Raw genomic sequence first — 24823 nt, 5'->3', positions numbered from 1 at the left:
AGGAGATAATAAAATGCTAACAATTGAAAATACAACAGAATGGTTCCAGATTTTTTCAGAGAAAATAAGTGAAAATAAAGCTTATTTGAGTGAGCTAGATACACCAATTGGTGATGGAGACCACGGAAATAATATGGCTCGTGGTGCCGAAACAATTCAAGATTTATTAAAAAATCAAAAATTTGAATCCTTATCAGACTTATTTAAAAGTGTCGCAATGGCCTTTATTAAATCTGTTGGTGGTGCTTCTGGGCCACTTTATGGAACGGCTTTTATTGAAATGTCTAAATTAAGTAAAGAAACAAATGATCCAGCTAAATTAATAGCTGCGGGACTAGATGGTATTAAAAGACGCGGTGATTCAGATGTTGGAGCTAAAACCATGATTGATGTTTGGAATCCAGTTTTAGGGGATATTAAAATGAAGCAAATAACAGTTGAAAAAATACAAGCAGATGTTGAAGCAACCAAAGAGCTTGTTGCAACAAAGGGACGTGCATCATATCTCGGAGAACGTTCTGTCGGTCATGTTGATCCAGGAGCTATGTCGAGTGGCTATTTATTTGAGGCATTACTGGAAACGGGGGTGCTAGTATGACATATGGGGTTGTAATTGTATCGCATGTTCCTGAAATTGCAGAAGGTATCAAGCGACTATTAGATCAAGTTGCAGCAAGTGTCTCAATCACAACAGCTGGTGGGACTGATGATAACGGAGTTGGTACATCATTTGATAAAATCCAAGCAGCTTTTGACGAAAATAGTGCCGATGAGTTGTTAGCTTTTTATGATTTAGGAAGTGCTAAGATGAATTTAAATATGGTCATGGAATTCACAGATAAAAAAGTTCATCTGTACGATACAGCTTTAATCGAAAGTGCTTATACTGCTGCATCTCTTTTAGAGGCTGATGTTAAATTAGCTGATATTGAGGTTCAACTTGAAGCGTTAAAAATTAAATAGCGTAAAAAAATAACGTTAATCTTAATGATTAACGTTATTTTAGTTAGTCTATAAAGCTAAAGTAATTGCGATAAAGGCCAGTAATGCAGGTAATCCTTGTACTAAAATTATTTTTTTTGCAGATGTTAAACTACCAAAAACAGCAGCAATAAAAACAAATCCTGTAAAAAGCAACAACATTGATTTAAGCGCAGCACCAGTTAGAATGAAAAGTACAATCATTAGACCGATACTAATAAAACCATTGTATAGCCCTTGATTAGCCATTAATACTTTTGATTCTTTCTGATTTAAAAATTCTGGTCTTAATTCAAAGGCTTTTTGAGCGATTGAACTAGTTGAGAAAAATAGTTCAAGAATCATAATAAATAAGTGTTCAAGTGCAACAATCCAAGATAATATAAGTGCAATTAACATAGAAATCTCCCCTTAATCGTTATGGATATAGTATAACGTAATGTAATTGGTAGCACAATCAATCGATTTAATCGCTTACAATGAGAATGCTTTAATATTCAAAAAAAAGACTTATGACAGTGAGTTATTTTGTGTAACATTATATTTTATTAAAGTTATTAAGGAGAATGATATATGCCAACAAATGCAAAAGAAGGAATTATTTTTACAACATTAATGTGCTCGATGATGGTTTTCGTTATGAGTGCATACAATTTATTATTAGTCGGAAAACTAGGTCTTGTGACGTTATTACTTGGATTCATTCCTGGTTTTATTGTTGCTTTTATCTTAGATGTTTTAGTTGTCGGTAAAATTGCGATGGCAATTGCTGATAAGTTACCTCTTAATCATGATAAAATGTGGCAAATGATTCTCGCAATCTCAGGAATGATGATTTGTGGAATGGTCGCTTTTATGTCACTTTATGGGTTACTTATTGAAGGTGGTATGCCTGCTCATTTCTGGTCTGCTTATCTTTCTACTGTTGGACACAATATTATTGTTGCGGTACCGTTACAACTAATTATTGTTGGACCAATTTCAAGAAAAATTTTAAGCATGATTCATGCAAAAGATGAAGCTAAAAGAGTCACACAATAATCGTTTATATTTATAGAAGATTCACCAGTAAAATGGTGAATCTTCTTTTAGTAAAGGCTTGTATTGGAATGACATCGCCTAAAGGGGTTATAATGTAGTTGTTCATTTGAAATAACTTTGACTATAACTTCAAAATACAAAGGAGATTATATTTATGAAAGATTTTCAATTTAAAAATACAACTGATATTCGATTTGGTTCAGATCGTATCGAAACAGAATTACATGATGCGGTTGCACAATTTGGTCCCAATGTATTATTAACATATGGTGGTGGATCAATTAAACGTTCAGGTTTATATGACAAAGTAAAGAAAATTTTGAGTGATTTAAATGTTGTTGAATTAGCAGGAATCGAACCAAACCCTAAAGTGGGTTCAGTTCGTGAAGGTCAAAAGTTAGCTAAAGAAAATAAAATTGATGTTATTTTAGCTGTCGGTGGTGGTTCTGTTGTTGATGCTTCAAAAATGATTGCTTCAGCAGCATTTTATGAAGGAGATCCTTGGGATTTATCATTAGACCCCTCAAAACGTTTCAAAATTGATCAATTACCTTTTGTCGATATTTTAACGTTAGCAGCTACTGGTACTGAAATGAATGCTGGATCAGTTATCTCAAATCCAGAAACAAATGAAAAAATAGGTAGTTTTGGTCCCAAAACACCAGCTGTTTCATTCTTGGATCCAGCATTAACAATGAGTGTTTCAAAATGGCAGACTGCTGCTGGTTCAATTGATATTTTCTCTCATTTGACAGAGCAATACTTTGATAAAGAAAAAAATAATGATGTTTCTGACGGTATGATTGAAGGTATCATGCGAACAGTTATTAAATGGGCACCAATTGCAGTTGCGGAACCTGATAACTATGATGCTCGTGCTAATTTAATGTGGTCATCAACAATGGCATTAAATGGTATTATGCGATTAGGTTATCAAGATGGCTGGACATCCCATTCTATTGAACATGAGTTATCAGCGTACTACGATATTACTCATGGTGTTGGGCTAGGTATTATAACACCTCGTTGGATGAAATTCGTTTTATCTGCGGATACGGTTTCTAAGTTTGCTAAATTTGGTCGCAATGTTTGGCATATTCAAGATGATGATGACCAAGTCGTTGCTGATAAAGCTATTCAATCAGTTTATGACTGGGTTAAATCGTTAGGTGTACCAACAACGTTACCCGGTGTTGACATCAATGAAGAAACAAACTTTAAAGTAATGGCTGAATCAGCTGTTAGAGTTGGAAAATTAGATAGTGCTGTTTATGTTGATATGTCAGTAAATGATGTTATTGATTTATACAAAGCTTCAATGACAACTGAAAGTTTCGAATAAAGTAGTAAAAGCATCTCTGTTTAGAGATGCTTTTTTTGTGCCATAAATCGAAAATTTGTTTTATGATATAAAATTCGGTATGCTAAATAGTAAGGGGTTACAAATTTAGAACAGAAAGAGGGCCTTTATGATAAATAGGATGAAACCACAAGTTATTCAATTTTTATTAATGTTAATTGGGTTAGAAATGATTGCAATAAGTATTAATTTTTTCTACGCACCACAAGAAGTTGCGGTTGGTGGTGCAACTGGTATTGCAATCCTTTTAGAAACAGCTTTTAATTGGAACGTTTCGATTGTATTATTGAGCATTAACATGGCGCTATTGATCTTGGCTTATTTTATGTTAGAGCGTTCAACGACTAAAAAAATTATGATTGGTAGTTTTGTATTACCGTTATTTTTAGCGATTACGCCTCAAATAAATATTGTCGAGGATAGATTATTAGCTGTTATTGTCGGTGGCGCAGTTTTTGCGGTGGGAATATCAATTCTCTATCGAATTGATGCATCCAGTGGTGGAACAACGGTTCCACCACTAATAATCAAAAAATATTTCAATATTAAACCTGCAACCAGTCTATTAATAATTGATGGTATTGTGTGTTTTTTCAATATATTTGTCTCGGGTTCTGAAGCATTTATTTTAGCGATTTTTTCTTTAATAATCACGTATTTAATTATGAATTATATTGAAACGGGATTGGACCGTAAAAAAGTTTTATATGTGATGAGTACAGAAGAGGGATTAAAAAAATTAAAAGAAGATATTAATACAACTATAGATAGAGGTCTAACAATCTTTGATGCTAAAGGTGGTTATTCAGGTGAAAGCAAAGAAATGTTGATGATTATTGTTGAAAATCAAAATTATCAACAAATGTTAAATAAGGTGCATACGATTGATCCAAATGCATTTATCATCGTATATAATATCGCAGAAGTTCATGGCGCAAATTTGTCTGGGATTGAATAGGAGATTTTGACATGTACTTAATGAATTGGTTTAATGGCACGGATTATTTTTGGCTAGGGATGACTGATAAAGGATTGAGTTTTGTTGGGTCGCCTAATGGGTTAAGAAGTGAAATTGAAATATTTTATCCAAGAACTAAATTCGAAGAGAATGACAAGATTTTTAAAAGTATAATTGAAGAACTACAAGCCTATTTTGACCATGAAATTCAAAAATTTACGATCCCCGTTGATTTTAATTTGAGTGGGACGATGCTGCAAAAAGAAATTTGGGGACAACTTCAACTTATTCCATACGGTGAAACGAGAACGTATTCTGAGTTAGCTTTAGAAGTTGATTATCCTAAAGCAATTCGCGCTGTTGCTAGTGCAGTTGGTCGTAATCCTATATTAATTGTAATACCTTGTCATCGTATTTTAAGAAAAGATGGCAGCTTAGGGGGTTATCGCGGTGGGATTAATATGAAAAAGCAACTACTAGAAATAGAACGCAAATAAAAAACCGACATTACAAGGGGAGGCAATGTCGGAAAAGGGTAAGGGTGATTAACTTCGGGGAAAGTTGATCATCTTATTTAATTTATTCGGGGAAATAAATTAAAATTAAAAGTTATTAATTAAGGTATGAAGTTATTCTAACAAGTAAATGTGAAGAAAATATGACGTTAAAAAGAAAAACTATAAATGTAAAAAAAACACCACTACTTTTAAAAGTAGTGGTGAGAAAATACTAATCTATTCGAGACTCTGGGGGGAGTAGGTTAGATCTAGATGAAAAATTAAACTAAAATATAATCGTATTTTTTTATAGTAGAATTAAGTTACACACAAAGTATCTTGTGTGTATATTTATAGTATACGGCTTTATTTATTAAAACATAGGCATGTGACAGTTTTGTTAGTTTACAATTAACATTGTAAGGTGATATGAAATTTGATTTGGAGGAAGGTATTTTGAATTTTATAGAGAAAGTGAAAATGACCAAAACGGTTTTAGTTGAGTGGAATACGCCAAGCACGCTTAATCTGGATAATTTTTTTAAAGGTGCTAGCGCACTAATGAAATTAGATATTGACGCATTATCAATTACGGATAATCCTTTAGGGATGCCCCGCGTTTCAAATATATTATTGGGATATAAACTTAGTGAAAAACAGATTCCAGTAATCCTACATTTAACAACACGGGATTACAACTTAGTCGGATTAGAATCTAAATTAATGGGATTAAGTGCTGTTGGTTTAAATAATTTAATGATTATTAAAGGGAATCCTACAAAAATACAAGGTGCCACAAATGTCTATGATTTAACATCGCAACAATTAATTACAACAATTAAAAAAATGAATCAAGGAATATCGCCATCTAATCGTGAATTAAATAGTAAATCACAATTTAAAGTTGGTGGGGCATTTAATATTAATGCGATAAATTTAGATTTTGAATTTGAAGATATTAATCGAAAAATTCATTCAGGAGTAGATTATATTATCACGCAACCGGTATTTGATATGACAAATGTTCAGCGATTAAAAGATTGGATCACCATTAATGAAGTGGCTATACCTATTTTTATCAGTGTAATGCCGATACTTTCATTTGAGCGTGCTCAATTTATTCAAGATAACGTTCAGGGTATTGAACTACCAAATAAGTTTATGGCAGAATTGAAACAAGCGGCGTTGCAAAATGATGAACGTAAGGTCGGTATTGCAGCTTCGCAAAATTTAATTGAATCGTTATCAAACCTTTTTAATGGTGTTCATATAGTGACGCCAGGTTCAGACTATCAAGCAATCATTGAAATTATGCAAGGCCAATAAAAAAAATCCACTACCTGGGAGAGGTAATGGATTAAAAGGAGTAGGGATAATTAATATTCGGGAAGAAATTAATTATCATTTTAATTTGTTTGGGAGAACAAATTAAAGTTAAAAGTTATTTAATTAAGGTATGTTTATATAATAACAAGTAATTATGAAGAAAGTGTGACGAAATTATGTTAAATAAAAGAGAATAAAGAAGTTAGGTATATTTAGCGTATAAGCATTGATAAAGTTAGGTTTTGAAAGAGTAAATACTTATTTTTAGGCAAAAAAAAACGACATCGTAACATAAGTTACAGTGTCGAAAAGGGTAAAACAGTCAAAATCAATTGGGGGATTGATTTTGGTATTCAGTCCTTGGGGGAGGTACTGAATAAGTTTTATTGATTAGGTTACTCATTTAATATAACAAGTATATACCGAAAATGCAAGGGGTAAATTAAATAAAATTAAAAATAAAATTATTAATACCAATTTATCACTTTTCGCGGTAACATATTAATAGAATTAAATTAAATTGGCCTTTTTAATCGTATTGGGTAAGTGGTCAAGTGAAGCTGGGGATTTTTTTATGTATATGGAAGATTTTTTAGATGGGCAGGAAAGAACTTTTAACCAAATACTAGAACTATTACAAACACATGGTGGTTATTTAAGTAAGAAAAAATTAATGGAATTACTCCAAATATCTGGTAATTCTTTACGAATGTACCTAAAAAATATTGAAATAACGCTTGAGGAAGCTACCGCTTCAGGTCATGTTCATTTTGAAGTGAGCGCTAATAACGTTGAATTTGAAGTAGATGGTACGACAAATTTATCGAATATTAGTACTGATTTTTTAAGAGAATCGTATAAATACAAAATAATAATGTATTTGTATGCGAATGAAACATTGAATTTAATTGATCTTGAGAACGAATTACATATCAGTGGGTCGTCAATAACAAGGTGAATTAAAGAATTAAATGAAACGTTAGCAGGATTTGATCTAAAAATTAAAAATCGACGATTAGTTGGGACTAAAATTCAACTGAATTATTTTTATTACCTTTTTTTCATTAGGGTGGTTCCATTCACTGATCGCGAAGAACTCTTATCTAGAAATGAGACGATTAACGATTACGTTAATGTTTTAGATGAACAATATGACTTAGGATGGAAAGACGACGAGAAACTTAGAGTTTTTCTATGGCTTAAAATTTATATTCGAATTAATTCATATAAAGAGCAACATGTTCAGACATTAACGCCTATTTCTCGTGAATTAATCAAAAATAATCTCGCATACAGTAAAGTTAAATTAAGTCTTTTTAGATTTTTAAAAAAATATTCACTTTCCTTTTCTGAAGAAGATGCTGTTGGGTTCTATTACTTTTTAATTGGATTTGATTTAATTAAAAACGATTCTGAATTATATGTTCAAATTAAAGATGACGATATTGATAAAAAAACACCCATCAATAGTGCAATTAGTCTTTTTTGGAGTGATATTGAGAAATATACTTACTTCAAACGGGATTCAAAAATTTCTTATAATTTATTTAATTCATACAGCAAATTAGCCATATTTAAAGGTGAAAGTTTTAGTTATAATCGAACAATTATGGAATTTAATCGTAAATCATTAGAACGAGAAGACTTTTCGCAGATCATTCAAAAATTATTGACGGCGTATCAATCTGTTACACAGTTCGATGGCTTAAATTCGCCAGATGATTTATATTATCTACAAAATCAGTATTTATATATCTTGAATATTTTAAACTTCGAGTTTGATGACGTTTTAAAAATTGGCTTATTAATTAATCGTGATCCAATTATGGAAAAACTAACCGTAATCATTATGGAACGTGTTTTAAGCAGCGTTTTAAACGCTCAAGTAGAAATTTATCAAGAAGGTAAAGAATATGATTTAATTGTGACAAATAGGATGGGTGTTAACCAAGATCAATTTAATTCACCATTATATGTGATGTCAGAAATTGGTGTTAGTTCAGATCAAGTTATTACTGATGTCGTAAATGAAATTTTAGAAATTGATAAGGTTAGAAAAATTAACACGCAAAGCTTGGAGGAAAAATAATGAAGTATGTCATTATCGGCGGAACGCACGCAGGGATAGCTGCCGCTAGAACAATTTCAAAATCAGATCCAAATGCCGAAGTAATTATTATGGAAATGAAAGATAGCGTTAGCTATATCTCATCTGGAATTAATTTGTTATTTGATGGGGTTATTGATAACTTAGAAGAAGCGAGTTATGCGACACCTGCTGCGTTAGAGTCTGAAGGTATTAAATTGATGCTTGGTACTGAAGTGTTGCACGTTAGTACGGAGGATAAACGTTTATACTTTGTTAATGCAGATAAACAATACAGTTACAGCAACTATGACAAATTAATTTTAGCTAATGGGTCTAAGGTTGTTAAACCACATATTAAAGGGATAGATAATGAAAATGTTGTTTTTTATAAAAATTTAGAAGAATCAAAAAAGGCTATGGAACAGTTGTGCCCAACTAATAGGCGTATTTTAATTGTTGGTGCAGGATTAGTGGGGCTTGCATTAGCTAGCTCAATTTATGAGGGACGTAAAGGCGAAAAAGTTGATGTTACAGTAGTTGAAGCTATGGGAGGTGTTTTGACACGGTACGTAGATCAAGAAATTGGTAATCGGATAATTGATGATTTAAGAGAAAAAGGGATAAAGATTGTATTAAAAAATGATGTTCATGCTATTAATGTGGATGAGAATAACAAAATAGTTAGCGTTTCGACAACTGACCAAGAAATCGCCTGTGATTTAGTCGTTTTTTCGGTTGGATTAAAACCTAACAATGATTTTTTGAGAGACGCTGTTGAACTTAATCAAAATAATACCATTAAAATCAATGATTACATGCAGACAAGTGATAAAGACATCTATGCAGCAGGTGATAATGCCGGATTTAAACAAACTGTCAGCCAACGTCGAGAGTATCAACCTCTTGTTAATAACGCTATTAAAGGTGCAATTGTGGCGGCGTATAACTGTACGGGTCTATTTAGTCCTGTTAAAGTTGAAACGACGCAAGGAACAGCGGGGATGAACTTATTCGGTCATTATTTAGCAACGACAGGTGTCACTGAAGAAAACGCACCATATATCGGATTGGATGTTCTATCCAATACAATTGAAAATAAGATTCAATATGATTACGTTAAAAATGGTTCCAAAATACTTATAAAAGTTGTGTACAGGAAAGATACTGAAGTCATTGTTGGTGCACAAATTTATTCGAAACATGATATTTTAGATATGATTAATATCATGTCAGTAGCTATTAATATGCAAATGACGATGGCTAAATTATCATCAATGGATTTTTATTTTAATCCTGAATACAATAAAGCGTTAAATACTTTAAATGAAGTTGCCCTTACGAGAAGGACAAAAGACCGTCATATCAGTAAATAAGCTGTAAATGTCAAAATTTGCGAGTTAACCCTCAAATATTAATATTTTTTATGGGGAATTACATGGCATAATAAGTCTTGTAAATAAATGATTCAAAGAGTTTATTGATTAGGACACAGAATATCGAAGAGAAAATTTAGTGTGGGGACGCTTGTTTTCTAAAAAGTTGGTTGCTTAATATAATTAAGCAACTTTTTTTTTGTCTAAAAAATAAAATTGGTATAGATGTTTAATTTATTTTCTAAAGCCTTGTATACACGTTTTTCACTTGATTTGTATTTGATTTGAATTTTTTTGGTCTAACCTGTATGATAGTTTTTATAAGAAAAAAAGGGGATAAAAAATGAAAAGTTATTTACAGAGAATGGGACGTTCGTTAATGTTGCCTATCGCAGTACTACCGGCAGCAGCATTACTGGTTGGAATTGGAACTTGGTTGCCACAAGATTGGTTTGCGGCGGCATTTATGCAGGCCGGCGGAAACGCAATTCTAGGTAATCTAGCATTATTATTTGCTGCTGGTTTAGCTTTAGGAATGTCGACTAACAAGGATGGCGCAGCTGCGTTAGCTGGTGTTGTTGCATTTGAAATTCCAGTTAAAATGTTGGAACCGACTTCGGTTGCGGCTTTATTAGGAGTAAAAGTAACAGATGTTGATCCTGCATTTAGTTCTATCAGTAGTAATGTGTTTATTGGGATTATTGCCGGATTAATTGCGGCAGCAATGTATAATCGTTTCCATAGTGTGAAGTTACCAATGGCTATTTCATTCTTTAGTGGGAAACGATTAGTACCCATTATGTCAGCATTGGTAATGATTTTTGTTACCTTAGCTTTATTATTTGCATGGCCAGTTGTTTATGCTTGGTTAGTTGCATTTGGTAAGTTTATGGTTGGACTTGGATGGGTTGGAGCTGGTTTATACGGATTCTTCAACCGGCTTTTAATTCCAACCGGATTACATCAAGCGTTGAATTCAGTATTTTGGTTCGACGTTGCTAAAATTAATGATATCGGGAACTTTTGGAGTAATACAGGAATTAAAGGAACTACAGGTATGTACATGGCAGGATTTTTCCCAATCATGATGTTTGGGCTACCAGCTGGTGCGTATGCCATTTATCGAAATGCTTTACCTGAACGTAAAAAAGAAGTTGGCTCATTGATGCTAGCTGGTGCATTTGCATCATTTTTCACAGGCGTGAGTGAACCTTTAGAATTTTCATTTATGTTCGTTGCATGGCCTTTATACGTCATTCATGCGGCATTAACCGGGTTATCTTTAGCTTTTGCCGCATTTATGCACTGGACAGCTGGATTTACATTTAGTGCGGGCTTAGTTGATTACGTCTTGAGTATACGTGTACCAATGGCTAATATGCCACTAATGCTGTTGGTACAAGGTGTTGTGATGGCAATTATTTATTACACACTATTCAATTTTGCCATTAAGAAATTTAACTTAATGACACCAGGTCGCGAACCAATTACTGAAGATATTCAACTATCGCCTGAATTAGGGGATGACAAATATGCACGACAAGCTCAAATTGTTTACGCTGCTATTGGTGGTAAAGATAATTTAACAGTCGTTGATAATTGTACAACCCGTCTTCGTCTACAAGTTAAAGATACAAGCCATATTAATGAAGATGCACTTAAAGCATCAGGTGCTGCTGGGTTTAAAGTTATCGATAAAACAAATATTCAAGTCGTTATTGGAACTGAAGTTCAATTTGTTGCTGACGAGCTTGGTAAGTTATATGAGTCAAAGGCTGATTCTATTTCATTAAGTAATGAAAAGTTACAGGCTGAGACGGATAAATCAAGCGCTACAGCTAATCATAATGATTCAACGGTTATTGGTAGTGAAACGTTTTATACGGTTGCAGAGGGCGAATTAATGTCTATTTCGGATGTTAAAGATGCTACCTTTGCTGAAAAAATGTTGGGTGATGGTTATGCAGTCGAACCAGCTAATGGCGAAATTTATACACCGGTTGCTGGTAAAGTAGCAAGTATCTTTCCAACGAAACATGCAATTAGTATCACGACTGAAACGGGATTAGAAGTCCTATTACACATGGGAATTGATACCGTTCAATTAGAAGGTAAACCTTTTGAAGTGACTATTTCTGAAGGCGAAACTCTTAAACCAGGTGACTTAGTTGCGCGAGTTGATTTAAACGCAATTAAAGCTGCTGGTAAGGAAACAACGATGATGGTCGTTTTAACGAATATGGATAAAGTGTCTAATATAACGTTTGATCATTTGAATGAGACAGTTAAAGCCAATGAAGTTTCGGCAATTGTTCAAACTAAATAAGAATAAATGAAGCAGGCCAAAACTTTTGGTCTGCTTTTTTGGTATAGGTAGCTGGTTTATAAAAAAGCTTATATATAATAATATGACTCATTTAATAAGTTGTAATTGGTATTGGCAAACCGGCATGGTATAGTGACTGTAAGCGCATCATAAAATGAAGGAGGCCATTTAAATGAATCCCTATTATTTAACGTTATTGGAAAAAAGATTTCCGACTAAACAAAGTATTGTCACTGAAATTATTAATTTAGAGGCCATTCTTAATCTACCCAAAGGAACGGAGCATTTTGTTAGTGATGTTCACGGTGAATATAACGCATTTCAACATGTTTTAAGAAATGGTTCAGGAAATGTTAAACAAAAAATTCAAGAAATTTTTGAAGGCCGTTTGACTGAAGAGAGTATACAGGACTTTGCAATCTTAATTTATTATCCAGAAGAAAAACTAATTGCTAAAAAACAACAATTCACTTCACAACCTGAATTGGAGCAGTGGTATTTAGATACCATTGCCAGAATGATAGAGTTGTTACAAAAGACAGCAACAAAATATTCCCGTTCGAAGGTACGAAAGGCACTATCACCTGATTTTATGTATATAACAGAGGAATTATTATATAGTAATTCCAATGAACTTGATCAAAAAGATTATTATAATCGTATAATAGAAAATTTAATTAAATTAAATCAAGCAGAAGCATTTTTAACGGCTACAGCGTATACGATTCAAAGGTTAATCGTTGACCATTTACACGTAATTGGGGATATTTTTGATCGTGGTCCTGCGCCAGATAAAATTATGAAGACACTTCTTGATTATCATTCAGTTGACATTCAATGGGGAAATCATGATATTTTATGGTTAGGTGGTGCTGCTGGCTCGCCTTTATGTATCGCTAATTTATTGCGAATTTGTGCTAGATATAATAATTTAGCTATTGTTGAAGATGCATATGGGATTAATTTACGCCATTTAGCAACATTTGCCGATAAAACGTATCAAGATAATCCAGCATTTTCACCGAAAGTTAATTCAGCACAAGAAAAAATCAAAGAAGACGAACGACTTTTAATGACCAAAATACACCAGGCAATCGCTATTATTCAATTTAAATTAGAAGGACAGATTATTAAAAGACGTCCTGATTTTGATATGGCAAATCGTGCGATTTTAGAAAAGATTTGGAACAAAGGGTCAAAAATAGAAATCGATGGGAAACATTATTCACTACAAGATACTTGTTTTCAAACAGTTGATTGGGCAGATCCGTATAAATTAACAGATGATGAGTCAGAAATAATGGATAAATTAGTAGAATCATTTATCCATGCGACTAAATTACGAGAACATCTAGATTTTATGATGGCACGTGGTAGTATGTTTAAACGATATAATGGGAACTTGTTAGTTCACGGCTGTATTCCAGTTACACAAGAAGGTAAATTGGAGGGCTTTGAGCTAAAAGGGAAAGCATATGCAGGACCAGAATTATTAGCTTTTTTTGAAGATAATTTACGTAAAAGCTATGCTAAACCTAAAAAATCTACTGACCTTGAAACTGATTTACTTTGGTATTTATGGCAAGGACCCAAATCGCCTTTATTTGGGAAACATGCGATGAAAACTTTTGAACGTTACTTTATTAATGATGAAGAAGTTCAAGTTGAGATACCAAATGCGTATTACAAATTACGACATGATGAAGCATTTTGTCGTCATATATTAGAAGAATTCGGGCTTAATCCAGATAACGGTAAAATAATTAATGGGCATACACCAGTTAAGCGTGGGCACAAGCCGGTTATGGCCAATAAAAAGATGATTGTGATTGATGGTGGTTTCTCAAAAGCTTACCAATCAACTACTGGAATTGGTGGATATACGCTGCTCTCTAATTCATATGGCTTACAATTAGTTGCTCACCAACCCTTTACGTCTAAGTGGGATTCAATTGAAAATGGGACAGATATTATTTCAGTGAAACGAATTATTGATAGTGAAGTTAAAAGACAAACAATTGCTGAAACTGATATGGGAAAAGAACTTGCTAGTCGTGTTGTAGAATTAAAAAAATATTTACAGAGTAAATAAAAAATCTTACTGAAAAGTAAGATTTTTTATTTAGGTTATGATTTTCTGTGTAAAAGGAGAAAAGTAAGCCAGCAAATATTAGTGTGTAAATGTAAAAAAGATTGCGGTATACTAGTGGTAAGCGTTTTCTTTTAGCGTGTAAGGGAGTAGTGATAACTTGGGAGATCGAAAAAATGATATTTATAATCTTTTAAAAAATAAGGAAATAGCGATGGATGCGACACAGATTGCAGACGAGCTTAATTGCAATCGCGCAAATGTGAGTCGTTATTTGAATGATTTATATAAAAATGGTGACGTTACAAAAAGTGATGGGCGCCCTGTTCTCTATCAGTGGGCATCACTTGAAGAAAAAGAAACACGTCAAAAAGAAATTAATGATAAAAGTGTTAAAGAGATGAGTTTCAAAAAGTTAATCGGGTCTAATGATTCATTAAAGGTTATGATCCAACAAGCCGAAGCAGCCATTTTATATCCACCAAGAGGACTACACACAATTATTTTTGGTGAAACGGGAACGGGTAAATCTTTGTTTGCTGAATGTATGTATCAGTTTGCATTAGAATCAGAAATGGTGAAGGCTGATGCGCCTTTTATCCGGTTTAATTGTGCGGATTATGCGAATAATCCACAGTTACTTTTTGCGCATATATTTGGTGTTAAAAAAGGGGCCTACACAGGTGCTGATCAAGATAAAAAAGGATTAATGGATAAAGCTAACGGTGGTATTTTATTCTTAGATGAAATTCATCGATTACCTCCTGAGGGACAAGAAATGCTCTTTACCTTTATTGATAAGGGGTTTTATCGGCCTTTAGGAGAGTCTTCAATTACTAAAGAAGCGAGTGTACAGATTATTGGGGCAACGACTGAAACGTCAGAAAATTTTTTGAGCACATTTAATCGACGTATTCCAATGGCAATTACATTACCGCCTATCTCAAAACGAACAATTGATGAACGTTATGGGATAGTCATGAATTTTTTTGAACAAGAAGTCGGTAGATTGAGCCAAGATATTATTGTTGAGCGAGATGCGATGCTTGCATTAATGTTATACGAGCCTGAAGCAAATATTGGTCAAATTCAGAGGGATATTAAAGTTGTTTGTGCAAAGGCCTTCTTGTATTTTAGAACGCATGAAACGGCTTCGTTATATATCAGATTAAAAGACTTACCATTGAATGTTCAAAAAGGACGTTTGGAAGGTAAATCCAAATATAAAAAAATTGATGTCTTAATGGAACGTTTAGCGAAACGAACAAATGAAAAAAATACAAAAGTTGTGACTTTTAAAAATAGCGAAACGGTAGAAAAAAACGATCAAAAACCAACGGTTTATGAAACAATTGATAAAAAAGTGAGTGAAACTGATAAACAGAATTTTAAATCACTAAATCTTAAAACGTTAATCGATTCAGATGATAAAGGTTATTTTAAAGATTACATTGAACAATTATCGGGTGAAGGCGTTCGAAAAGAGTTACTACCAGATGATATTTGGACGGTTACCAATGAAGTTTATGACTTAGCCCAGAATAAATTAGGGCAAAAATATAATGAAAATGCACGATTTGCATTTGGATTACACCTTGTTAGTGCTATTGAAAGAATCAGGAAAAATGTCGCAATTATTCATCCTGATTTAAATAATTTACGACAAAAAAATCCAAAAGCCTTTCGTGTTGCACTGGAAATGGCAGATAAAATTGAACATGAATTTGATATTGAAATTCCATTAGATGAAATTGGATTTATTACAATGTTTTTGAGCTCTGATTTAAGTGTTAAGAAACAACAAAATGAAATTAAAGTCGGTATCATCGTGCTAATGCACGGGGCATCAACGGCTTCTTCTATGTTACAGACAGCACAAGAATTACTTGGTACAACAAAGGGAAAAGCAATTAATATGCCACTTGATGTAAATGTTTCGGAAATTTATGATCAAGTACGAGATTATGTACTGGATAGTCAGGAACAATTGAAAAAAGGGTTATTACTTTTAACTGACATGGGCTCTTTAACTAGTTTTGCATCAATGTTAGGTGAAGAAACAGGGATTAATATTCGAGCTGTTTCAATGACGAGTACGTTAGTTGTGCTTGAATCATTAAGAATTGCGATTGCCGGTCGTGAACTAGAAGATATTTACGCAAATGCACAACATATTTTTGAATCGTCTGTAAAAGAGCAGTTTTTCCATATGCATCCTAGGAAAAAAGCAGTTATCGTAGCTTGTTTTACCGGCGAAGGTGTCGCCGCAAGATTATATGATCGTATTATGCCAATTGTAAACGAAGACGAAGTTAAAGTAATTCGGATGCAATATTTAGAAAAAGATGCATTTAAAAAGCACATTAATACATTAATGCGCGATTATGATGTGAAGGCAATTGTTGGTACCGTCGAGGTTTCTTACCAAAGAGTGCCATTCTTTTCTGCTTTAGATATCTTTAATGATGAAACCTTACAAGTTTTGCAGCGGATGTTGTCTGATAACGACTTAACGCGAGAAACAATTAATGCATTGGAAGGTAGTATTAATTCAGTTAATTCTGTCCCAGATTTAATTCATACTATTCAAACCATGATTATTAAAATTTAATCAGATTTACAGATTGTTCTTGATCCAGAGATTATCGTAGGGATCATGATGCATCTAGCATTTCTAGTAGATTCAAGATTGAAAAATCAATCAATTAAACCGTTTAAGAATGTCCAAGAATTTTCAGCTGAGAATCATTTACAGATGGAAATAGTTAAAACGGCCCTGATTATTGTTGAAAAAATGTATAATATTAAGATTTCAGATGATGAAGTTGCCTATATTGTCCAAATTTTTATGGGTAATACGTTGAATAAAGTCAGTGTGTAATAGTGACTAGTAGTGTGCAAATAAAATAAAAGACCATCGAAAGCGCTTTCTTAAAGCCTTTTCGATGGTCTTTATTTTTGGCATGGAACTTGCGTATATAAGAGTATAAATAGAAAAAGGAGTGGCAAATTATGAAAACGATTATGTTAGTTTGTTCAGCGGGTATGAGTACAAGTTTATTGGTGTCAAAAATGCAAAAGGCTGCAGAAGCAGAGAACTATGATTCAGAAATCTTTGCAGTTGGTGCTTCAGAGGCAGATTCAATGCTTGAATCAAAACCAGTTGATATTTTAATGTTAGGCCCACAAGTTCGTTTTATGAAAGATGAATTTGAAAAAAAGGTTGCTGACAAAAATATTCCGGTAGAAGTTATCAATATGCAAGATTACGGCATGATGAATGGCGAAAAAGTTCTTGCAACAGCTAAAAGCTTAATTAAATAAAAAATAAAAGGGGTAATCAGATATGAACGAAAATGATGCACAAATGCAAACAATCATGGGGCTGATTGTTAATGGTGGAAACGCTAAAAGTGATTCTATGGAAGCAATTCACGCCGCTAAAAAAGGCGATTTTGAAACCGCAGCTGCTAAGTTAGCTGATGCTGACAAATCACTCATTGAAGCACATCATTCTCAAACAGCCATGTTAACGCAAGAAGCTTCAGGGGATCCGGTACCAGTTAGTTTATTAATGGTTCATGGACAAGATCATTTAATGAATGCGATTACATTTAGAGACTTAGCTGGTGAGGTAGTAGATCTATACAAAAAAATAGGATAAGTACTAAACTTTAAGGAGGAACTACTCATGGACAAATTTATAAAATGGATGGATATTCACTTTATTCCAGTAGCTTCAAAAATTGGGGCACAAAGACATTTGGTGGCAATTCGAGATGCATTCGTTGTTATTATGCCACTTATGATTTTAGGTGCTCTGGGAACATTAATTAATAACTTACCAATTCCAGGTTTTTCAAATTTTATGGACGGACTATTTCCTAAAATAGTTAACGATGTTCCAATCTGGAAGGGTGTAGGAGCAGGCGTTTGGAATGCTAGTTTTGGTATTATGTCATTATTCGTTGCATTCTTAGTAGCTCATAACGTTGCAAAATCATATGGTAAAGATGGTATGGCTGCTGGTACAGTATCAGTTGCTTCATTCTTCGCTTTAGGTGGTTTGCAATTAGCTGGGATGTCTTCAGTAGGATTATTCGTTGCACTTGTTGTCGGTTTGGTTTCAGCAGAATTATTCCAACGTTTAAGTGGTAACAAACATTTAATCGTTAACATGCCTGATGGTGTTCCACCTGCTGTTGCAAAAGCATTCGCTTCATTATTTCCAGCAATGATTGTTGTTACAATCTTTGCCTTTATCAATACATTATTCCAAGGATTCGGCGTAACTGATATTATTGCATCATTCTACAAACTTGTTCAAGAACCATTTATGGGCTTGGCAAATTCATATCCATCAGCATTATTATTAGCATTTATTGCACCATTCTTATGGTTCTTTGGTTTACATGGAGCTAATATGATTGATCCATTAATGCAAACAATTAACGCACCTGCTATTGCAGCTAACGTTAAAGCACTTAGTGAAGGTAAAACAATTCCTTTTATCGTTAACAAACCTTTCTTCGATTCATTTGTTAACTTAGGTGGAACTGGTGCAACTATTGGTTTGATTATTGCCATCTTCATTGTTGGTCGTAAAAATAAACCTTACAAAATGATTGGATCACTATCAGCAGCTCCTGGTATTTTCAATATCAATGAACCAATGATGTTTGGACTTCCAATTGTGTTGAATCCAATTATGTTCGTACCATTTATTTTGACACCAATGGTACTTGTGACTGTTGCGTATATTGCAACCGCCACTGGAATTGTGCCAGCAGCAACGGTAATGCCCCCATGGGTTACACCACCAGTAATTGGCGGGATTTTGGCAACTAAGAGTTTAGCTGGTGGGGTTTTAGCCGCAGTTAATGTGGTTATCTCAGCGTTAATTTACGCACCATTCGTTATCTTAGCAACAAAACAAATTGAAAAAGCTGAAGCAGAAGCTGAAGCAGCAAAAAAATAAAATAAAAGCGAATCTCTTTACGTTATTCTGTAAAGAGATTTTGTGTTAAATAAAGGAGTTTACTATGGTTAAATATGAATTTCCAAAAGATTTCTGGTGGGGGTCAGCTGCGAGTGGACCACAATCTGAAGGTCGTGTTTCAGGAGATGGAAAAGCTGATAATATTTGGGATGCTTGGTATCAAGCAAGCCCTGAAAAGTTCTTTAATCAGGTTGGACCCGAAAATACATCAAGGGTTTATCAAAAATACCAAGAAGATATCTCTTTGATGAAACAAACAGGTCATAATTCATATCGGACTTCAATTCAGTGGTCACGTTTGATTCCAAATCCATTCACTGGAGAGGTTAATCCTGAAGCTGTTACCTTTTATAACCATTTAATAGATGATTTAATTGCCGCTGGAATTGAACCTTTTATGAACCTTTACCATTTTGATATGCCAATGGTGTTACAAGAAAATGGTGGTTGGTTAAATCGTGAAGTTGTAGACTTGTATACGGACTATGCAGAAACTTGTTTTAAATTATTTGGCGATCGCGTTAAAAAATGGTTTACTCAAAATGAACCGATTGTTCCAGTTGAGGGTGGGTATTTATATGGATGGCATTTACCTGATGAACGTAATTTAAAGCATGGTGTCCAGGTGGCTTATCATGAAGCATTGGCAAGTGCTAAAGCAGTTGAAAAGTATCATTCACTCAATTTAGGTGGCACAATTGGGATTATTTTAAATTTAATGCCAACGTATCCAAAAGATGAGACAAATCCAGCAGATGTTAAAGCAGCCAAATTTGTTGATGGATTCTTTAATCGTTCATTTTTAGATCCCGCAATTAAAGGCACTTTCCCTCAAGATATTGTTGAGTGGTTGCATGAATATGACTTAATGCCAATCTATCATCAAAGTGATTTAGATGTTATTAAAGAAAATACTATCGATTTATTAGGCGTTAATTATTATCAACCAAGGCGAGCAGCGGCGAAAATAATTAAAGCCGAACCAGAAGGTGAAAATGGCTGGATGCCTGAAGATTTTTATACAGTATACGATATGCCTGGAAAAAAAGTTAATCCTTATCGTGGCTGGGAAATTTATGAAAAAGGAATTTATGATGCACTAATCAATATTAAGGATAATTATGGTAATATTGATTGTTTCATCTCTGAAAATGGGATGGGTGTTGAAGATGAAGCCAGATTTATTAATGCAGATGGGCAAATTAATGATGATTATCGAATTGAATTTGTTCAAGATCATTTGAAATGGGTTCATAAGGCACTTGAAGAAGGTAGTAACGTTCATGGCTACCATATGTGGACATGTATGGATAATTGGTCATGGTTAAATGCTTACAAGAACCGTTACGGATTTATTAGTGTTGATTTAGATAATGAAGCAAAACGCACAATTAAGAAGAGCGGTTACTGGTTTAAAAAAATGACAGAACAAAATGGATTTAATGACTAAAAATGGAGGCGAATGACTGATGGAAATGGAAATGAAATTAAAAATGCCTGCAGATTATCTATTTGATCAAATTATGGAGTCCGTACTATATGATATTAAAGATCAGACAGGTCAGAAATTAACAAAAAATCAATTAGAGGGTTTTGCGTTCACGAAAAAGTTTTCAAAAACACAATCAGCTGCTTTAAAAGTAACAAAAATAGTTGAAAACGAAAGTTATCATTTTCAAACGGATAACAATCGTAATAAATTTGATGTAAGTTACGATATTAAGGTAATTGATGATAAACGTTGTTTGTTAAGTTATAAAGAAGTCATGACTTCTAAAGGCAAGATGCAACAAATGAATGATGCCTTCATGAGTATTCTTATGAGTTTCTTTAAGAAGAGAAATTTCAAAAAAATGCTTAAACAAATTGAAAATAAGTATGCAACTAATTAGACTAAAAATAAAGAAGCAAACCGTATTTATCGGTTTGCTTCTTTATTTTTAGTCTAAAATTTCAACACCAATACCGATAACACCAGGGCCAGCATGAACACCAAGAGCAGGTGATGCATCGCCAAAGTAAAAATGTTCAGCATTTGGATACTTAGTTTTTAAGGTTTCGAAGATACTTGCTGCTAAAGGCTCATTATTACCATATGCAACGGCTATATCGAAATGAAGAGAATCGCCAATCTTATCATCAACGAGTGATAATAATTTTTTTAGTGCAGCTTTTTCGCCTCGAGCTTTTGCAATAGGATAATAAATACCATTTTCATCACATGAAATAATTGGTTTGATGTTTAAGAGATTCCCCATAAGACCAGAGACACGTCCAATACGGCCACCAACTTGAAGATAGTGTAGGGTTGGTAAATAGAAAAAGACACTACTTCTATCAACCGCTAGTTGAACCTTTGTGACAATTTCGTCAAAATAATTGCCTTCTTTAATTAAGTTTGATGCTAAAATACCAGCTAATCCACCACCAATACCAACATTTTTTGTATCGATGACTTCAACAGTTAATGATGATAATTTGGCGAATGTTTTAATTGAATTATAAGTACCAGACAAACCGCTTGAGATCGTTGTTGCAATAACATGTGTATAGCCATCGGCTTTAATTTGGTCAAAAACGTCGTTAATTGAGCCACCTGAAGGCGTTGCGGTTGTTGGAATCTCAGTCTCCATACGTTCATAAACTTCCGCAGGTGAGATAGAGATACGATCTAAGTAAGTTGCATCACTGAATGTAATTAAAATAGGGACCATATAAATATGTTCCTGTTCCATAAATTCTTTAGGAATATCCGAACCTGAATCTACTAATACTGCTATTTTTTCTTTACTCATCATTTAATTGGCCTCCTTCATTAATATAACTAATTTTTCACTGATAATATGATTAATCACGGCACTTGCAGCCGTTCGTTGTTCTAATTCAATGATTGTTGTTTCAGTCGTGACGGGCTTTAAGTTGGTATCAAAGGTTAAAGATTTAAGTTGTTCGTTAAAAATTAAAGCGAAGTTCATGTAAGCATCTTCAGATGAGTTATCGACTAAAATTTGGTCGATACCATTCTTGATAACATCTAACGGAAAAGCAGATTTTAAAACAGTAATAACAATGATTGCTGCTAAATGTTCCTTGCGATATCTTTTTTTGATGGGTTTAAACATAACTTCTTTTTTTACGTAATTATTGACCATTGTAGGTGTTACAGGCATTAAGTGTAATGGCTCTAAGTATTGATTAACAAGTTTCACGGATTGATCCATATAAAGGTCTAATTCCGGGAAATCTTGCCAATCAGGTAATGTAATTTTCTTTAAGCTATCTAGCCAATTTAAAAAAGATGATGGAACTTTTTGGCTCAAATGATAACCCCCCTTAACGTAATATCTTTATATTAGCATTTACATCTAGAGTTGTAAACTAGATTTAACTGTTTCTTAAAGTATATAAAAATAGCATGTTTATATGAAGATAAAAGTTGTACACTATAAGGGTATTTAATAATGAGAAGGAGTGAATTATTTATGATGGAACAAGCATGTACAACAATTTTAGTTGGTAAGAAGGCCACAATTGATGGCTCAACGATGATTGCTAGAAATGATGATACGTTTTTGCCTATTACACCACAACGATTCTTGATGTACCCTGCAGTAACCGGACGTCATGAAACGTTAACTTCGAATAAAAATGGGTTTACTGCACCATTACCAGAAAATGGGTATCGCTGGACAGCAACACCTAATGTTGAGGTATCCAGCAAAGGTGTCTTTGATGAAAGTAGTATTAATGAAAAAAATGTTGCAATGAGCGCAACAGAAAGTGTCTATGCGAATGAACGTGTTTTAGCATACGATCCTTTAATTAAAAATGGTTTAGCAGAAGATTCATTACAAACAATGGTTGCACCTTATATTAAATCAGCAAAACATGGTGTTGAATATTTAGGGGCTTTAATTACAAAATACGGTTCACCTGAAGGAAATGGTGTCTTATTTAGTGATAAAAATGATGTTTGGTACATGGAAATTGTTACCGGACATCACTGGATTGCACAACGTATTCCAGATGATGCTTATGCTGTTGCAGCTAATCAAGTTGCTATTCAAGAAATTGATTTTGATAATACAGATAACTTTATGTGGTCAGACGGTATCCGTGAATATGTAGAAGAGCATCATTTAAACCCTGATAAAACAGGCTGGAACTTCCGTCATATTTTTGGAACAGACACAGAAAAAGATCGTCATTACAACACACCTCGTGTCTGGTATGGTCAACGTTGTTTGAATCCAGAAATTAAGCAAGAACCAACTTCAAGTGAATTACCATTCATTTGTTACGCAAATAAAAAAATCAGTGTTGAAGATGTGACTGCTATTTTAGGTTCACATTACAATGAAACACAATATGATCCATTTGGTCATGGTGCTGATGAAGATCGTTTACGATTCCGTCCTATTTCAATGAATAGAACACAAAATGCACACGTTCTTCAATTGAGAAATAATGTTGATGATGCACATTCTGCATTAATGTGGATCTGTTTAGGTGTTCCAGCATTTGCACCATTTGTGCCATTCTACACGAATGCAACAGACACAGACCCAAGTTACAGCGAAACACCGTTAACACTAGATATGAATAGTGCTTATTGGATGTATCGTACGGTTTCGATGTTAACAGAATCACATTATTCTCATTTTATTCAAGAAAATGTTGATTACTTAAAGGCATGTCGTCAACAGTTGAAGACGATGGTTGCTGATATTGATGCAGCATCTACAGATATGAGTGGGGATGAATTAACAAACTACCTCACACAACAAAATTACGCAATTGTTGCTGATATGCGTGAAAGAACGATGAACATGATTGGTCAATTCATTACTGAAGGATTAACATTATCTAAATTAACATTTAACATGGATGCTAATTTATAAAAATAATATTTAACATGGATGCTAATTTATAAAAATAATATTTAAATACTTTGTACGCAAAAAGGCGTAATTCCAATATAACTTTGGAATTATGCCTTTTTGCGTACCCACATATATTAAGTACAGATAATTATTTTTAATGTAAGTTAGTTCATAAGTGTGCCAGTTTAATTTGATTCAAAAACAAAATAAGAGCGTTTATTAAATTCATTTCTTGATTTTGAGTACTCGATGGCGTGACCATTCACAAGCCAAACAATTTGTTCTACTTCTAATATTGGCGTTTGTTCAACAACGTTTAAATAATTGATATCTAATTCAGTGGCTTGTCTGGCTTGTATTTTTCTAGACATACCTGACATATTTAACCCTAACGTATTTTTAATATAACTATATATGGAAGTTTCCAGTACGGATTTTGATAAACCTGGAACTAATTTAACAGGCATGTACGTATCTTCCAAGATGAAAGGATTTCCATCTAAAAGTCGGAGTCTAATAATATGGTATGTTGGCTCTTCTGCACTAATATTTAAATGAGTTTGAACCTCTTTTTGAGGGAATACAACTTCAAACTTAATGACGTGACTTGTTATTCTGTCCCGTCCTTCTTGTTTACTTAATCCATCAAAATTATCTGCCGGTGCATCAACGCTATTGATAAGAGTCGAGGGACCTATAACAACTGTTCCAAAACCAGATTTTTTTAATATAAATCCTTCTCGTGCTAAGTCATCTAACGCCTTCTTTAAGGTTATTGAACTGACATCGAAGCTAGCAGATAATACTTTTTGATCAGGTAAAATGCTACCTTTTGGATATATATTAGAAAGTATTCGTTCCCGAATTATATTTTTAACTAACTCATATTTTTTCATAAATC

The 24823-nt window shown here is 33.6% G+C and carries 21 protein-coding genes and 2 pseudogenes; 19 read left to right on the top strand and 4 right to left on the bottom strand.

Annotation, left to right across the window (positions count from 1 at the left end; all coding sequences use genetic code 11):
• Positions 1–13: 13 nt before the first annotated feature.
• Together dhaL and dhaM are read left to right on the top strand one after the other, a co-directional pair.
• On the top strand, positions 14–598 hold the full coding sequence (gene dhaL, locus AC1RPX_RS00925; protein ID WP_481760996.1) for a dihydroxyacetone kinase subunit DhaL: 585 nt from the start codon (positions 14–16) through the stop codon (positions 596–598).
• A complete protein-coding gene (gene dhaM, locus AC1RPX_RS00920) occupies positions 595–963 on the top strand; it encodes a dihydroxyacetone kinase phosphoryl donor subunit DhaM (protein WP_481760995.1) in 369 nt (122 codons plus the stop codon). Before dhaL ends, dhaM begins: the two co-directional genes overlap by 4 nt.
• A gap of 48 nt (positions 964–1011) precedes the next feature.
• On the opposite strand, the gene AC1RPX_RS00915 is transcribed toward dhaM, so the two are convergent.
• A complete protein-coding gene (locus tag AC1RPX_RS00915; protein WP_409021750.1) occupies positions 1012–1380 on the bottom strand; it encodes a DUF1304 domain-containing protein in 369 nt (122 codons plus the stop codon).
• A gap of 174 nt (positions 1381–1554) precedes the next feature.
• Between AC1RPX_RS00915 and AC1RPX_RS00910 the strand changes: the two genes are divergently transcribed.
• The 16 genes and pseudogenes from AC1RPX_RS00910 to AC1RPX_RS00835 all read left to right on the top strand — a co-directional run bounded on the left by AC1RPX_RS00910 (position 1555) and on the right by AC1RPX_RS00835 (position 20931).
• Positions 1555–2022 carry a DUF2798 domain-containing protein gene (locus AC1RPX_RS00910; RefSeq protein ID WP_481760994.1) on the top strand — a complete coding sequence of 156 codons (468 nt, stop codon included), beginning with the start codon at positions 1555–1557 and terminating at the stop codon, positions 2020–2022.
• Between the two features lie 154 nt (positions 2023–2176).
• Positions 2177–3364 carry an iron-containing alcohol dehydrogenase gene (locus AC1RPX_RS00905; RefSeq protein WP_481760993.1) on the top strand — a complete coding sequence of 396 codons (1188 nt, stop codon included), beginning with the start codon at positions 2177–2179 and terminating at the stop codon, positions 3362–3364.
• A 127-nt stretch (positions 3365–3491) separates the two neighbouring features.
• Positions 3492–4340 carry a YitT family protein gene (locus AC1RPX_RS00900; protein WP_481760992.1) on the top strand — a complete coding sequence of 283 codons (849 nt, stop codon included), beginning with the start codon at positions 3492–3494 and terminating at the stop codon, positions 4338–4340.
• 11 nt (positions 4341–4351) lie between these two features.
• Positions 4352–4837, top strand: coding sequence for a methylated-DNA--[protein]-cysteine S-methyltransferase (locus tag AC1RPX_RS00895; protein ID WP_481760991.1), 486 nt, complete (start codon positions 4352–4354; stop codon positions 4835–4837).
• A 456-nt stretch (positions 4838–5293) separates the two neighbouring features.
• A complete protein-coding gene (locus AC1RPX_RS00890) occupies positions 5294–6163 on the top strand; it encodes a methylenetetrahydrofolate reductase (RefSeq protein WP_481762168.1) in 870 nt (289 codons plus the stop codon).
• 574 nt (positions 6164–6737) lie between these two features.
• Positions 6738–7214 (top strand): annotated as a pseudogene (locus AC1RPX_RS00885) (helix-turn-helix domain-containing protein); the annotation flags it as partial.
• An 18-nt stretch (positions 7215–7232) separates the two neighbouring features.
• Positions 7233–8252 carry a hypothetical protein gene (locus AC1RPX_RS00880; RefSeq protein WP_481761150.1) on the top strand — a complete coding sequence of 340 codons (1020 nt, stop codon included), beginning with the start codon at positions 7233–7235 and terminating at the stop codon, positions 8250–8252.
• On the top strand, positions 8252–9625 hold the full coding sequence (locus AC1RPX_RS00875; protein WP_481760989.1) for an FAD-dependent oxidoreductase: 1374 nt from the start codon (positions 8252–8254) through the stop codon (positions 9623–9625). The genes AC1RPX_RS00880 and AC1RPX_RS00875 overlap by 1 nt, the downstream gene beginning before the upstream one ends.
• A 343-nt stretch (positions 9626–9968) precedes the next feature.
• A complete protein-coding gene (gene nagE / locus AC1RPX_RS00870; protein ID WP_481760988.1) occupies positions 9969–11951 on the top strand; it encodes an N-acetylglucosamine-specific PTS transporter subunit IIBC in 1983 nt (660 codons plus the stop codon).
• 172 nt (positions 11952–12123) lie between these two features.
• Positions 12124–14043, top strand: coding sequence for a fructose-1,6-bisphosphatase (locus AC1RPX_RS00865; protein ID WP_481760987.1), 1920 nt, complete (start codon positions 12124–12126; stop codon positions 14041–14043).
• A 157-nt stretch (positions 14044–14200) separates the two neighbouring features.
• A pseudogene (locus tag AC1RPX_RS00860) lies at positions 14201–16921 on the top strand (sigma-54-dependent transcriptional regulator).
• Positions 16922–17052: 131 nt separating this feature from the next.
• Positions 17053–17364 (top strand): PTS sugar transporter subunit IIB, encoded by a 312-nt coding sequence (locus tag AC1RPX_RS00855; RefSeq protein WP_409021738.1) that lies wholly within the window; start codon positions 17053–17055, stop codon positions 17362–17364.
• 22 nt (positions 17365–17386) lie between these two features.
• A complete protein-coding gene (locus AC1RPX_RS00850) occupies positions 17387–17704 on the top strand; it encodes a PTS lactose/cellobiose transporter subunit IIA (RefSeq protein ID WP_481760986.1) in 318 nt (105 codons plus the stop codon).
• Between the two features lie 27 nt (positions 17705–17731).
• Positions 17732–19018: a PTS sugar transporter subunit IIC gene (locus AC1RPX_RS00845; RefSeq protein WP_409021736.1), complete on the top strand. Its 1287-nt coding sequence runs from the start codon at positions 17732–17734 to the stop codon at positions 19016–19018.
• Between the two features lie 64 nt (positions 19019–19082).
• Positions 19083–20489, top strand: a complete 1407-nt coding sequence (locus tag AC1RPX_RS00840) for a glycoside hydrolase family 1 protein (protein WP_481760985.1) — start codon at positions 19083–19085, stop codon at positions 20487–20489.
• Positions 20490–20508: 19 nt separating this feature from the next.
• Complete coding sequence (locus tag AC1RPX_RS00835; RefSeq protein WP_481760984.1) at positions 20509–20931, top strand: DUF3284 domain-containing protein; 423 nt, start codon at positions 20509–20511, stop codon at positions 20929–20931.
• 48 nt (positions 20932–20979) lie between these two features.
• On the opposite strand, the gene AC1RPX_RS00830 is transcribed toward AC1RPX_RS00835, so the two are convergent.
• Positions 20980–21837, bottom strand: a complete 858-nt coding sequence (locus tag AC1RPX_RS00830; RefSeq protein ID WP_481760983.1) for a DegV family protein — start codon at positions 21835–21837, stop codon at positions 20980–20982.
• Positions 21838–22359 carry a DUF1836 domain-containing protein gene (locus AC1RPX_RS00825; RefSeq protein ID WP_481760982.1) on the bottom strand — a complete coding sequence of 174 codons (522 nt, stop codon included), beginning with the start codon at positions 22357–22359 and terminating at the stop codon, positions 21838–21840.
• A 162-nt stretch (positions 22360–22521) separates the two neighbouring features.
• On the opposite strand from AC1RPX_RS00825, the gene AC1RPX_RS00820 reads away from it, so the two are divergent.
• Positions 22522–23940 carry a C69 family dipeptidase gene (locus AC1RPX_RS00820; RefSeq protein WP_481760981.1) on the top strand — a complete coding sequence of 473 codons (1419 nt, stop codon included), beginning with the start codon at positions 22522–22524 and terminating at the stop codon, positions 23938–23940.
• Positions 23941–24107: 167 nt separating this feature from the next.
• Here AC1RPX_RS00820 and AC1RPX_RS00815 read toward each other — a convergent pair whose 3' ends face one another.
• The gene (locus AC1RPX_RS00815; RefSeq protein ID WP_481760980.1) at positions 24108–24818 is read right to left on the bottom strand and encodes a GntR family transcriptional regulator; all 711 of its coding nucleotides are present in this window, start codon (positions 24816–24818) and stop codon (positions 24108–24110) included.
• Positions 24819–24823: the final 5 nt, after the last annotated feature.

The organism is Dellaglioa sp. CoH-56-MRSF-14 (genome assembly GCF_056782115.1).
Note: the sequence above shows the minus strand (reverse complement) of the source record. Positions and strands in the feature narration are given on the sequence as shown.